The organism is Lacicoccus alkaliphilus DSM 16010, from assembly GCF_900142805.1.
Taxonomy (GTDB): domain Bacteria; phylum Bacillota; class Bacilli; order Staphylococcales; family Salinicoccaceae; genus Lacicoccus; species Lacicoccus alkaliphilus.
On the sequence record NZ_FRCF01000002.1, the window covers coordinates 116,585 to 129,554 of the forward strand.

Sequence of the window (12,970 nt, forward strand, 5' to 3'; positions counted from 1 at the left end):
CGCATGAATGTTTTTAAACTGAAAGATATTATCATTGAAAGGCTGGAATCGAAGGGGAATGATTTCGATTTCAAATTCAACAGGCAGGACGAAGCTTTGAGGGTGGAGCGGAAAGACAACCAAAAAGGTGTCGATATTGAGCTCGCAAAAGCAGCCCAGAAGGCCAAAAACAGCGAAAAATTCATCGATGAAATCATTTATTATATAGAAGAGACGTTGAACAGTATGGCGGAAGAACCGGTCAACCTCGACCAGTCGATGATCTATCCGGTTGTAAGGTCCACGAGCTTCCACAAGGAAACCAAAGACGGGCATGCATTCATTATGGATGACCATACGAACGAAACCAGGGTGTATTATGCAATCGACCTCAAAAACACTTACCGCCTGATTGATGAAAAACTCGCTGCCTCATTTGACATGAGCCGGGAAAATATCAGAGTGCTTGCATACAATAACCTTGAAAACCTGAAGATCGGCCATAAGAAGCAGACCGTACAGGAAAATGACTTTTATTTTGTGAATCATAACGACGGCTACGATGCCTCGAGAATTTTGAATGAAAAATTCCTGAATGAGATGTATGATATATGTGAAGGCGAAATGATGGTCGGCCTGCCGCATCAGGATGTACTGATCATCGCTGATGTGAAAAATCAGGTCGGCTACGATATCATGGCACAGATGATGATGCAGTATTTCACAGAAGGGCTCACGCCGATCACATCATTATCCTTTTCATACAAAGACAAAAGATTACAACCGGTGTTCATACTCGGTAAACAAAAGAATCCAAAAAGAGGGAAGTAAATGAAACTGACTTATAATAAACCACACGTAGGCGATGTTTTATTCGTATCTTTGGACAATGCCGCGTCACCATCATATAAGCACCATGATGGCCTGACGGTCATCATGGACGGTGACAGAGTCGTCGGCCTCAACATCTTCAATGCTTCGGAAAAGTTCGACCTTGAAGAGGGTGCGGTGAATGTCAGTCCGAATGAAAAACATTTGAATAATATCAATGATGTCCTTAAGGCGGCCGGGGAACCGGAAATCGAAGCGGACCTCAGACCGAAATTCGTCGTCGGATATGTCGAAGAGAAGTCACAGCACCCGGATGCTGATAAACTCAGTGTCTGCAAAGTCGATGTAGGGGATGAAACGCTCAACATAGTCTGCGGGGCGCCGAATGTCGCATCGGAACAAAAAGTCGTCGTGGCGAGGCCCGGGGCATGGATGCCGGACGGCCTGCTCATCAAGCCATCGAAATTAAGAGGCATCGAATCATACGGGATGATTTGTTCAAAAACGGAGCTCAACCTTGAAGATGACGGTGTGGACGGTATTTATGTCCTGAGCGACGACTATACGGCCGGCGAGCCATTTGAAGTGAAGTAGGGTGAAATTATGTCCAGGTCAAGAAGAAGAAGGGAATTCAAACCGGTGGATGATGAAAAGCGCGTATCAGAAGAACGTTTCAGGTTCCCATTGGATCTAGGGAATGATTTCAGCAACGAAACTATAGGCCCGGTCCATGAAGACCGGACCGAAACCGACGGTTTCGTAAAACGCCCTGCAAGGCAGGCGCCCCGTCCATCCACACATATGCCCAAAAAAGAAAACTCGAGTTTCATAATAAAAAAAGCGAGGGAAATCCCGTCGGCTGTTCACGGACTGCGAAAAAAACAGGCGGATCAGCCCGCTTCCCCCAGTGACGAAAAGGTGAGGGAAAGACCTTTTGAAGATGACACCAACTATGATGATATACCATCCGTCATCGTCAGGGAAATCGTCAGGGAAAGGAACCGTAAAAAAGCCCGCGACGAAAGCCGCAAAAAGACGGCTGAAAAAAAGCGCGGGAAGAAAGCGGAAGAGAAGTACAGTCTGAAACCGGCAGGCAGACCTCTCGGAAAGAATAAAGAGGACCTGCTCGAGGAAAAAATTCCGACATGGCCGATGGGGACGGAAGTCAGAATGAAAGCCCGCTCCCCGGAAAAGCGCTCGGGTCCCACACAGAGTCTGCCTTCTTTAAATATGCTCGGCAGAAATCAGGCGCCGGATTATGCAGAAGAAGATCAGCAATTGAGCGAAGCAATCATCCGGGCCTTCAAAACAGTCGGCGCCCCTGCAACCATATACAGGTACGTTTCCAACGGGGTGATCGGCACATACGAAATCCAATTGAGCCGGAGTTTCCGCATCAATAACATTCCCAGGCTGAAGGAGCACCTCATTCCCCATCTGCCTGTCGAAAATATGCGGATCGTCGCACCGATAATCGGGACGAGCAATGTGGGCATCGAAATCCCCGTCAGGGAACCGAAGCCGGTATATTTCAGCACTTTATTCCAGAAGAGCAGTCTGAAGCTCAGGAAAGATGATTTCAAATTCACTCTCGGCAAGATCGTTGATGACCAGATTTTCAGTTTTGAACTTCTGAAGGCCGGCCATCTGCTGGTGCACGGGGGCGGGGACGGTGAAGTGGAACATCTGATTGACAATCTGCTCATGTCATTGCTGATGAATCATACGTCACATGACCTGAAATTCACTTTTGCACTCAGCCGCGAAAAATTCAGCGATTATAAGGGCCTGCCCCATCTCTTCTCCGATTTTCAAAGTCTTGGATCGGGGGAGTGTCTGAGTGATGTCATGCAGGAATTGAGTTCGAGGCAGAACCAGTTCAGGCGGGCGCACGTACGCAACATTTCAAGTTTCAACCAGCGTGTCAGCCATGCCAACAAAAAGAGTGTCATGGTGGTCGTCGTGGATGATTTGAGCGACCTGGTACGGAGCAGCAATGCTGCAACCTTGAATATCATCATCCAGATATTGAAGATGGGTAAACCGCTCGGCATCCACCTGGTGATGCGCCACGGAGACCTGTCCGCTAAAATACGTTATGATCTTCTCCAGATGATGCAGACCAGGATTTCCTACAAGGATGATAAGAATCAGGTGATCAACGGGGCGGAAAATCTAGTGACCGGTAATGATATGCTGATTCAGATACCGACCTCAAATAAGCCACTCAGGGTGAACAGAGGAGAAATCGAACAGCAGACCAAAGAAAAGATTCTTACGTTCATTCGTGAGCAACAGTCTTAATACATTAAGAAAGTTTGGTGACCCCGTGAAAAAATTTCATTTTATTGGTATAAAAGGTGCAGGGATGAGTGCGTTGGCTCAAGTCCTCCACGATCTGGGCCATGAAGTCCGTGGATCCGATATTGATAAGGAAGTGTTTACGGAATTTCAATTGAGGGACAAAGGGATTGAAATCCTCCCTTTTGATGCCGCTAATGTAGTCGGAGACTACACTTATATTGCCGGCAATGCATTCAATGACGATCACGTCGAAATAAAAAAAGCCATGGAGATGAGATATGAGGTCATACGCTATCATAAATATCTCGCGGACTTCATGAGCGGATTCACATCCATCGCTGTCACAGGGGCCCATGGGAAGACTTCGACCACCGGCCTGCTCAGCCATGTCATGAACGGTGATGTGGAGACGACTTTTCTGATCGGTGATGGTACAGGGTTCGGTATCAGGGAAAGCAATTACTTCACATTCGAGTCCTGTGAATACAAAAGGCATTTTCTGAGCTACCATCCGGACTATGCAATCATCACCAACATCGACTTCGACCACCCGGACTACTTCAAAGACCTGGATGACGTCGTGGAGGCTTTCAATGAAATGGCCTCCCAGGCCAAAAAGGCGGTCATCGCCTATGGGGGCGATGATAATATCAGCAGGATCAATGTGAACGTGCCGCTGTATACTTACGGGTTGGAAGGTGACTACGACATCGTCGCTTCAAATATAAAGTTTGCCCAGGGGGGCACCGAGTTTGATGTGGTAATCGGTGAAGAATATAAAGATACATTCAAGATCCCCATGTTCGGAGATCACCATGTCCTGAATTCACTGTCCGTGATTGCGGTATGTTACCTTGAATCACTGAATATGGAAAATATCAAAGGGGCATTTTTGACCTTTGGCGGTGTGAAACGCCGTTTCAGTGAAACCCATCTGAACGACATGGTCATCGTCGATGATTATGCCCATCACCCGAAAGAAATCAATGCGACTCTGGAAACGGCACGTAAAAAATACCCCGGGCGTGAAATTGTATCAGTATTTCAACCTCATACTTTTTCCCGGACTGAAAAATTCCTGAATGAATTCGCCGAAGCGCTGAACGGCTCAGATAAGACATACATCGTGGATATTTTCGGCTCTGCAAGAGAGGCCGCGGGCAATCTGTCGAGTGCGGATCTGGTGGAACTGATCCCTGATGCGACGGTATTGCACGATGATGACATCAGCCTTTTGAACAACCATCCTGAAGCGGTCATCATCTTCATGGGTGCCGGGGATATACAGAAATACGAGAAGCGGTTCACGGAATTATTATCATAATCATTCAAATTAATGTTTACTGAGTGATGATTTAGGTTATTTTAAATAATGAATAAAAAATTGACAGAAGAATATGGAGGCGTTTAATTATGGATTGGCAGCTTATACTGGCTATTGCCGCAGGTGTGGCAGCTATTGCACTGCTTGTAGTGGCAGTTGCTATTGCTTACGTTTTAATCCCTGTTAAAAAGAATCTTGATCATATTGCAAAAACACTTGATGGGGTGGAAGGCCAGATTCAGGGTATCACTAGAGAGTCTACAGACTTACTTCATAAAGCAAACCGTCTGACTGAAGATATCCAGGGCAAATCGCAAAAACTGAATTCAGTTGTGGATGCAGTCCAGGGCATGGGCGACTCAGTGAACAACTTGAACAGTTCTGTGGACAGAGTGACGAACTCCATCACTCACAACATCTCGCAGAATGAGGAGAAGATTTCGCAGGTTGTCCAATGGTCCAACGTCGCAATGGAAGTTGCCGACAAATGGCAGATGAGACAGCGCAGGAACAAATCTTATAACACCAGTACACGTTCTACCGGCGAAAAAGATGAGAACCTGCCGGTTGCAGTCAGCTCACCTGGCTACAAGGAAGAACAGGATAAATGACACCCATTCTGAAAGCGTAAAGGAGGTCTTCATGATTTATGGAAACTTATAACAGAGATCGCCATCTTCACGGGGTGGAGGAGTATGAAGAACAGATCCACAGCACCACCGGCCGGGATTTTTCAATCGGCCTGGCAATCGGTCTGATTGTAGGCACAGTGGGCGGATTATTCCTCGCTCCAAAATCCGGTGATGCATTGAGGGATGATATTTCAGGTACGACCAACAAGCTTACTGAAACGTTCAACGCAAAGCAGGGTGAAGGTTCCGATGATGAATCGTTGAAAGAGAAAGCGGAACAGAAAACCGAAGAGCTGCGTTCGAAGATTGAAGAAAAGAAAGATGATATGGTCGTCAAAAAAAGTGAACATGAGGAAAAGCAACGCATCAAAGACATCGATGAAAAAGAGATTCAGGCTCAAAAGAGAGCCATTCAGGATGATGTTGCAGATGATGGCACCGAAGATCCGCGCAAAGTGGATATGTCGAAATATTCCGAGCAGCCGGATGAAGAAAAATAATTTCCACTTAGAACCACATGTTGAGGCATGTGGTTCTTTTTTAGTATTTATGTGATTTTTAGAACAAACAATCAAATTATAGTGTAACCTGAGGGTGTTTCGTGTTATTATTAAGAACAAACGCTTACATTTTTAACTCGGGGGTGTATATATGACGGTAACTATTTATGATGTGGCACGTGAAGCAAAAGTTTCCATGGCTACAGTGTCTCGAGTACTTAATGGTAATCCAAACGTTAAACCAGAGACCAGAAAAAAAGTTAAGGAAGTCATAAAAAGATTAAATTACAGGCCTAATGCGATCGCTCGTGGACTTGCAAGCAAGAAAACGACGACTGTAGGGGTGATCATACCTGATATTTCCAACTTGTATTATTCATCACTGGCGAGAGGGCTGGATGATATAGCGGAAATGTACAACTATCAGACAATCATTACAAATACGGATAATAATCCTGAAAAAGAAAGAGATTCATTTCTGAACCTCGTCAGCAAACAGGTGGACGGCATCGTGTTTTTGGGCGGTACAATCAATGATGAAACAATCGAGGACATCAAAAGTTCAAATATTCCTGTAGTCATCTGCGGGACAAGTGAAAAAGATGCCAACCTGCCTTCCGTGAACATCGACTACTTCAAAGCGATTAAAGAAGTCGCCAGCCATTTGTTCGATCAGGGTGCCAAGGACGTCTATTTCGTCAAAGCATTATATTCCGAACAATTGGAACGCCACATTGAAGATGGACTGAAAGAAGCTTACAGCGATTACAGTCTGCCATTCAAAGAAGAGTATACCGAAGAGGTGGCGACACATTACCATGCGGGACGGGAAGTCTTTGACAAGCTGATGGACAGTCAAAATGTGGATGTCTTCATCACGATGAGCGATGAGGCGGCTGTCGGTATGCTGCACGGGGCACTCGACCGTGGCATCAGCTTTCCGAACAGGCTGCAGCTCGTGAGCTGCAGCAACACGCGGCTGGTGCATATGATGCGTCCGCCTGTGACCAGCATAGCGATTCCGCTCTACGACATCGGCGCTGTGGGTATGAGGCTCCTGACCAAGTATATGAAGGATGAACCGGTAGATGAACCGAACGTCATCCTGCCGTACACCATCGAATACAGATCTTCCACGAAATGATTAAACCTCTGAATGGAGAAATCTCTCCGTTCAGAGGTTTTTTATATTTGATCCAGATACATTAAGATCCGCCGGAGCATGTTATCGTTTTTCTCAGTGATATCCATCCTGCGGGGTATTTCTTCGAAATCACTTAAATCGTCCTGCCATTCCATCGGAAAATCAACTTTCGATTTAACCCGGTATTTTTCGATGAATGGCCCGGGCAGCCGCCCTGCGGGCGGGTTTTCATCAAGCATCGCAAGCCAGATTTGGGCCCACATCCGCGGGACCACCTGCCAGATGTTATATCCGCCGCCTCCGACGGCAATCCATTTCCCGTCCGTATATTGATCGCTCAGCCTGTTCACGATTCGTGGGATCTCCTCAAATGACCTTGAGGTCAGCGAGAGGTGGGTCATCGGATCCCTGTAGTGCGCATCGACCCCGTTCTGACTGAGGATGATGTCCGGTTTGAAATGGGTGATGGCTTTTTCTATACTGCTTTCAAAAACGCTTAGAAAAGAATCATCTTCAGTGAATGCATCGACAGGCAGGTTGATTGAAAATCCGAAACCTTCATCGCCGCCCCTCTCTGTCGTGGAACCGGTGCCTGGGAAGAGGTATCTTCCTGTTTCATGGATGGAATAGGTCATCACTTCGTTCGTATTATAGAACGTCCACTGGACGCCGTCACCGTGATGGGCGTCCGTGTCGATATACAATACTTTCATGCCGTAATGCTTCCTCATGTATTCTATGGCGACAGCCGAATCATTGTATATGCAAAAGCCGCTGGCACGGCCTGCAAAACCATGATGAAGACCGCCGGAGAGGCTGAGCACCTTTTTTGCATTGCCTTTCATGACTTCATCAACAGCGGTCAATGTTGCGCCGACAAGCATCTTACTCTTCTCATGCATATCGTCAAAAGTGTGGGTGTCGTCGGTATTCAGGCCGTAACTCTCAAGCTGGGAGTCGGGCAGCCCGCCATTGCCGGCTTTCTTCACCGCTTCCACATAATCCGGCTTGTGCACCAGCAGAAGCTCTTCGTCAGTGGCCATTCTCGGTTTGATGATATCTTCTTTTTTTAGAAATCCTGCATCGATCAGTAAATCAGTGGTCATCTTCACGCGCATCTGATTGAAGGGGTGTTGGTCATTGAACCGGTATTCCAATAATGATTTGTCATACACATATAATGGTCTCATAGTGTGCCCATCTTGTCGGGAGTCAGGACTTTGAACCCCTCATTCTGCAATTTTTCTATAGCAAACCGGGGATTCATGGCACGGACGCGCAGTACAATGATTTTATTCCCTTTAGTCTCTTTGTTGGTATAGACCGACACACTGATGATCCTGATGTTCAAATCCTTGAATATTTTACCGATGTCATGAATGACACCCGTCCTGTCCTCGCTATCTATTTCAATGATGGATCCGGGTTCCTTAATGCCTGTAAGCTCCAAAAATGTGTTCAGCATATCTTTCTGGGTGACGATGCCGACTAATCTGCCTTCACGGACGACAGGTATGGCACCGATTGAGAAATGGTAAAAATCGAGTGCGATTTCTTCGACGAAATCGAGAGGATGGCAATATGTCACATTGGTCCTCATGATTCTTGACAGTGGTTCATCCAGCTTCATATCCGGATCATCGTCCGACAGCACGGAGGGCAGGGTCATCTTTATATCCCTGTCGGAGACGATGCCTACAAGCTTCTCATTTTCATTTACAATCGGGACATGCCTGAATGAATACTTTGCCATCATGTTCAAAGCCTCTTCTATACTGTTGTCAGGCGCCAGTGTCCGCACCGGGGATGTCATGATTCTTTCTACCAACATAATAAATCCTCCTAAACATTAAAAAAAGAAACGGTTTTTGAACCTGATTTTATCGAATTCCATCATCTGGTCCCTTTTTATATTTTTTCCTACACGTGCCATCAGAGTGTTCGCGGGATGTGCCGAAATCTCAGGGTCGTTGGTCTGGAAGACTTCGAATCCGGCACTGGCCATCAGTCTGATCATCAGATCCTTATATTCATAGACATCGAGTTCCGTATTTTTCAAATCCCAATGCCAGTAATATTCAGTGGTGATGATGATATAATTTTCAACAAAGGAATCTTCCATCGATAATTGGATCAGCTTTTTTGCAATGCCGCCGCTGCGGTAATCGAGTGCGATTTCAACTGCCCCGAGTTCAAGGAGATAAGGGAGATTATTATCCGACCACCTTTCAAGCGGGTCTGGGTAATGATACGTGACATACCCCACAATGTGAGTGCCGTTGCGAGCAACGATCACTCTGCCTTCTTCAAGATCTGATATCTCAAGAAGCGCTGCGTATTGCTCTTTTGGCAACCTGAAAGCATCCAAACCTTCATCAAATGTATAGGACGCCAAAGCATCGGGGGACGCAGGGCCCTCGATTATGATTTCTTTGTCGTTGAGGTAGATTATTTCCTGATGATAAGTTTTTTGGTGCTGCACATTCACACCTCCCGGATTGTTGGTTTTAAAAATTTTGAAAAGTACGTTATCATTATTATATACTATGAATAGGTAACATAAAACATATAGGGGGATAAAGCATGAAAGTAGAGCGTTACAAAGTCACGGATGAAAATCCAAACATGAAAAATTATGAAGAGGTGTATGAAAACTTCGACTGGGGGGAAATCGAAAAGAATTTTTCCTGGTCGAAAACTAATAAATTCAACATGGCATATGAATGCATCGATAAACATGTGGATGAAGGATATGGAGACAAAACTGCACTTCTGTACAAAAATGGGGAGACGAAATCGTCCTATACATTCAAAGATATGCAGGATGCATCCAACAAGGCGGCAAATGTCCTGAAAAATGAAGCAGGTGTGGAGAAGGGGGACAGGGTGTTCATCTTCATGGCACGTTCACCGGAATTGTACTTCTCTCTTCTCGGGGCCTTGAAAGTCGGAGCGATCGTCGGCCCGTTATTCGAGGCCTTCATGGAAAAGGCGGTCAAAGACAGATTGGAAAACAGTGATGCGAAAGTGATTGTCACCACTCCTGAACTGGTCGGGCGCATACCGGCCGATGACCTGCCGAACCTTGAAAAAGTGATTGTGGTCGGAGGCACCGAAGATGAGAATCATCTCGATTTCGACGCGGCTTTTGAAAACGCTTCAAAAGAATTCGATACTGAATGGCTCGATAAGGAAGACGGCATGATACTGCATTACACAAGCGGTTCAACCGGGCAGCCAAAAGGTGTCCTGCATGTCCATTATGCAATGATCCAGCAGTATATTTCAGGTAAATATGTCCTTGACCTGAAAGAGGACGATGTCTACTGGTGTACAGCGGACCCGGGCTGGGTGACCGGCACTTCCTACGGTATTTTTGCACCATGGCTGAACAGGGTGACGAATGTCGTCGTAGGCGGTAGATTCTCACCTGAAGCATGGTACGGTGCTATAGAGGATCTTAAGGTCACTGTCTGGTACAGTGCGCCGACCGCATTCCGGATGCTGATGGGTGCAGGTGATGAAATCATCAAAGACTATGATTTAAGTTCACTGCGCCACTTACTGTCCGTCGGTGAACCTCTGAACCCTGAAGTCGTGAAGTGGGGGATGGAAGTCTTCAACTTGAGGATCCACGATACATGGTGGATGACCGAAACCGGTGCGCATATGATCACGAACTTCCCTGCCATGGAAATCAAAGGCGGGTCGATGGGTAAACCGATCCCGGGTGTCGAGGCTGCCATCATCGATGACGAAGGGAATGAACTGCCGGCAAACAGAATGGGCAACCTCGCGCTTAAGACAGGATGGCCTGCCATGATGAGGGAAATCTGGAAGAACAAGCCGAAATTCGATTCCTACTTCATAGGTGAGTGGTATATATCCGGAGATTCTGCATATAAAGATGAGGAAGGCTATTACTGGTTCCAGGGACGTGTGGATGACGTGATCATGACAGCCGGCGAGAGGGTCGGACCATTTGAGATAGAGTCGAAACTGGTGGAACACCCTGCAGTCCAGGAAGCCGGTGTCATCGGCAAACCTGACCCTGTGAGGGGTGAAATCGTCAAAGCCTTCATCGCTGTGAGGGAAGGCTACGATCCTTCAGATGAACTGAAGGAAGAAATCAGGAAGTACGTGAAAGAAGGACTGGCTGCACATGCAGCACCGAGGGAGATTGAATTCAAGGACAAGCTGCCTAAGACGCGAAGCGGTAAAATCATGCGCCGTGTCCTCAAAGCATGGGAACTGAACATCGATGCAGGAGATTTATCCAGCATGGATGAAGATTAAACACCCGATCCCCCCCTGACGAAGGGGAGGGATTTTTTCATGCGTTTTTCCTTATGGTGCCTGGAATGCAAGTGTTTGCATCTGCATTTGTCCCCCTTAAAAATCATTGTATAGAATGTAAGCGTTTTAAGGGTTGAGGGGATAGTGATTATTTTATCCGAATATTTTGAAAATGCATTGTTTGTGGAATAATTCACTTGAATATGGCATAATGAGACTGTAAGTGTTATGCCTCAGCATAACTCAATATTATTCTTTTAGGAGATGAGATAATGGCACATTTAACAGATCAGGAAATTGCTGCTAAAGCGGATATCCAGCCAATCGAAGATATCGCTGCTACAGCCGGCATTCCTAATGAGGCCTTGGAACTTCATGGTAAACATAAAGCGAAAGTGGACATTCATCAGGTTGAAGGGGACGTAAACAAGTCAAAAGTTGTTCTTGTTTCCGCGATGAACCCGACTCCGGCCGGAGAAGGTAAATCCACTGTAACTGTAGGTTTATCAGATGCATTCAATAAATTGGAGAAAAATGTAATGGTTGCACTTCGTGAGCCATCATTAGGTCCTGTTATGGGTGTTAAAGGTGGAGCGACCGGTGGCGGTCAGTCCCAGGTGCTGCCGATGGAGGAGATCAACCTTCATTTCAATGGTGACCTGCATGCGATCACAACAGCGAACAACGCTCTTTCCGCGTTCATTGACAACCACATTCACCATGGCAACAAACTGAATATCGACCCGCGTCGTGTCACCTGGAAGAGGGTCCTTGACATGAACGACCGTGCACTTCGTCAAGTGGTTGTAGGTCTTGGCGGACCAAGCCGCGGTGTACCGCGTGAAGATGGCTTCGACATCACTGTTGCAAGTGAAATCATGGCAGTATTATGTCTGGCTTCAGACCTCATGGACCTTAAAGAGAAGCTCGGTCAGATGGTCATTGCTTACACGTATGACAGAAAACCTGTGACTGCCAAAGAACTTGAAGTCGAAGGTGCACTGGCTCTGCTTCTTAAAGAAGCGATCAAACCAAACCTTGTACAGACTATGGAAGGTACGCCTGCACTGATCCACGGTGGGCCATTCGCCAACATCGCCCATGGCTGTAACTCTTTAATCGCTACAAACACAGCTCGTAAACTTGCTGACATCGTAGTGACGGAGAGTGGTTTCGGTTCCGACCTCGGTGGAGAGAAGTTCATGAACATCAAAGCACGTAAAGGCGAATTCAAGCCGGATGCAATCGTACTCGTTGCGACAATCCGTGCACTCAAGATGAATGGCGGAGTTGCCAAAGCCGATCTTGGGGAAGCGAATGTCGACGCTCTTAAAGAAGGTATTGTTAACTTAGGCAAACACATTGAGAACGCTCGTAAATTCGGTGTCGAACCGGTTGTTGCATTGAACGACTTCGTAACCGACACTGATGAAGAAAGAGACTTCGTATTGAACTGGTGTAAGGAGCAGGGCGTACGCGTTGCACTGACTCAGGTTTGGGAAAAAGGCGGCGCCGGCGGCGTAGACCTTGCGAACCACGTTCTTGAAGTGCTTGATGAGCCTCAGGAATTCAAACACCTCTACGATCTTGATCTTCCAATCGATCAGAAAATCGAAACAATCGTCAAAGAAGTTTATGGCGGTGACGGCGTAATCCTTGCAGATAAGGCTAAAAAACAGCTTGCTGAAATCGAAGCCAACGGCTTTGGTGACCTGCCGGTATGTATGGCTAAATCACAGTACTCACTGAGTGATGACCCGACTAAACTCGGCCGTCCTGAAGGTTTCACTGTAACTGTAAGAGAACTGATCGTCAAAGCTGGAGCAGGTTTCGTTGTTGCCCTTACAGGTGACATCATGACTATGCCTGGACTTCCTAAGCAACCATCCGCTGTCAACATGGATGTTGATGCTGACGGTACTTCAAAAGGATTATTCTAAAATTGAAATAAAAAATACCG

General features: G+C 46.5%; 12 protein-coding genes. 9 read left to right on the plus strand and 3 right to left on the minus strand.

All coding sequences use genetic code 11. The features are described 5' to 3' along the window. The first annotated feature begins 3 nt into the window (after positions 1-3). The 7 genes from BUA12_RS00760 (at position 4) to ccpA (ending at position 6,714) form a co-directional block, all read left to right on the plus strand. The gene (locus tag BUA12_RS00760; protein ID WP_072707360.1) at positions 4-810 is read left to right on the plus strand and encodes a DUF1444 family protein; all 807 of its coding nucleotides are present in this window, start codon (positions 4-6) and stop codon (positions 808-810) included. Then, on the plus strand, positions 811-1,404 hold the full coding sequence (gene ytpR, locus BUA12_RS00765; RefSeq protein WP_072707362.1) for a YtpR family tRNA-binding protein: 594 nt from the start codon (positions 811-813) through the stop codon (positions 1,402-1,404). Between the two features lie 9 nt (positions 1,405-1,413). Beyond that, positions 1,414-3,114, plus strand: a complete 1,701-nt coding sequence (locus tag BUA12_RS00770; RefSeq protein ID WP_072707364.1) for a DNA translocase FtsK — start codon at positions 1,414-1,416, stop codon at positions 3,112-3,114. 25 nt (positions 3,115-3,139) lie between these two features. Then, the gene (gene murC / locus BUA12_RS00775; protein WP_072707366.1) at positions 3,140-4,438 is read left to right on the plus strand and encodes a UDP-N-acetylmuramate--L-alanine ligase; all 1,299 of its coding nucleotides are present in this window, start codon (positions 3,140-3,142) and stop codon (positions 4,436-4,438) included. Between the two features lie 89 nt (positions 4,439-4,527). Continuing rightward, a complete protein-coding gene (locus BUA12_RS00780; protein ID WP_072707368.1) occupies positions 4,528-5,049 on the plus strand; it encodes a DUF948 domain-containing protein in 522 nt (173 codons plus the stop codon). A 38-nt stretch (positions 5,050-5,087) separates the two neighbouring features. Continuing rightward, a complete protein-coding gene (locus tag BUA12_RS00785; RefSeq protein WP_072707370.1) occupies positions 5,088-5,570 on the plus strand; it encodes a YtxH domain-containing protein in 483 nt (160 codons plus the stop codon). A gap of 151 nt (positions 5,571-5,721) precedes the next feature. Continuing rightward, a complete protein-coding gene (ccpA, locus tag BUA12_RS00790; protein ID WP_072707372.1) occupies positions 5,722-6,714 on the plus strand; it encodes a catabolite control protein A in 993 nt (330 codons plus the stop codon). Between the two features lie 41 nt (positions 6,715-6,755). Here the strand turns inward: ccpA and BUA12_RS00795 are convergent, their stop codons facing one another. The 3 genes from BUA12_RS00795 to BUA12_RS00805 are packed head-to-tail and all read right to left on the minus strand — an operon-like array spanning position 6,756 to position 9,196. Continuing rightward, positions 6,756-7,904: an acetoin utilization protein AcuC gene (locus BUA12_RS00795; protein ID WP_072707374.1), complete on the minus strand. Its 1,149-nt coding sequence runs from the start codon at positions 7,902-7,904 to the stop codon at positions 6,756-6,758. Then, positions 7,901-8,545: a CBS and ACT domain-containing protein gene (locus BUA12_RS00800; protein ID WP_072707376.1), complete on the minus strand. Its 645-nt coding sequence runs from the start codon at positions 8,543-8,545 to the stop codon at positions 7,901-7,903. Before BUA12_RS00800 ends, BUA12_RS00795 begins: the two co-directional genes overlap by 4 nt. 18 nt (positions 8,546-8,563) lie before the next feature. Then, positions 8,564-9,196 (minus strand): GNAT family N-acetyltransferase, encoded by a 633-nt coding sequence (locus tag BUA12_RS00805; protein WP_072707378.1) that lies wholly within the window; start codon positions 9,194-9,196, stop codon positions 8,564-8,566. 101 nt (positions 9,197-9,297) lie between these two features. Here BUA12_RS00805 and acsA point away from each other — a divergent pair, with 101 nt between their 5' ends. Further along, positions 9,298-11,010, plus strand: a complete 1,713-nt coding sequence (acsA, locus tag BUA12_RS00810) for an acetate--CoA ligase (protein ID WP_072707380.1) — start codon at positions 9,298-9,300, stop codon at positions 11,008-11,010. Positions 11,011-11,282: 272 nt separating this feature from the next. After that, positions 11,283-12,950, plus strand: a complete 1,668-nt coding sequence (locus BUA12_RS00815) for a formate--tetrahydrofolate ligase (protein WP_072707382.1) — start codon at positions 11,283-11,285, stop codon at positions 12,948-12,950. Positions 12,951-12,970: the final 20 nt, after the last annotated feature.

Excerpts from the sequence above, each read along its gene's own strand:
- BUA12_RS00770 (WP_072707364.1), top strand. The coding sequence starts at position 1,414 with ATGTCCAGGTCAAGAAGAAGAAGGGAATTCAAACCGGTGGATGATGAA.
- BUA12_RS00815 (WP_072707382.1), top strand. The coding sequence starts at position 11,283 with ATGGCACATTTAACAGATCAGGAAATTGCTGCTAAAGCGGATATCCAG.
- BUA12_RS00800 (WP_072707376.1), bottom strand. The coding sequence starts at position 8,545 with ATGTTGGTAGAAAGAATCATGACATCCCCGGTGCGGACACTGGCGCCT.
- acsA (WP_072707380.1), top strand. The coding sequence starts at position 9,298 with ATGAAAGTAGAGCGTTACAAAGTCACGGATGAAAATCCAAACATGAAA.
- BUA12_RS00760 (WP_072707360.1), top strand. The coding sequence starts at position 4 with ATGAATGTTTTTAAACTGAAAGATATTATCATTGAAAGGCTGGAATCG.
- BUA12_RS00785 (WP_072707370.1), top strand. The coding sequence starts at position 5,088 with ATGGAAACTTATAACAGAGATCGCCATCTTCACGGGGTGGAGGAGTAT.
- BUA12_RS00795 (WP_072707374.1), bottom strand. The coding sequence starts at position 7,904 with ATGAGACCATTATATGTGTATGACAAATCATTATTGGAATACCGGTTC.
- BUA12_RS00780 (WP_072707368.1), top strand. The coding sequence starts at position 4,528 with ATGGATTGGCAGCTTATACTGGCTATTGCCGCAGGTGTGGCAGCTATT.
- ytpR (WP_072707362.1), top strand. The coding sequence starts at position 811 with ATGAAACTGACTTATAATAAACCACACGTAGGCGATGTTTTATTCGTA.
- ccpA (WP_072707372.1), top strand. The coding sequence starts at position 5,722 with ATGACGGTAACTATTTATGATGTGGCACGTGAAGCAAAAGTTTCCATG.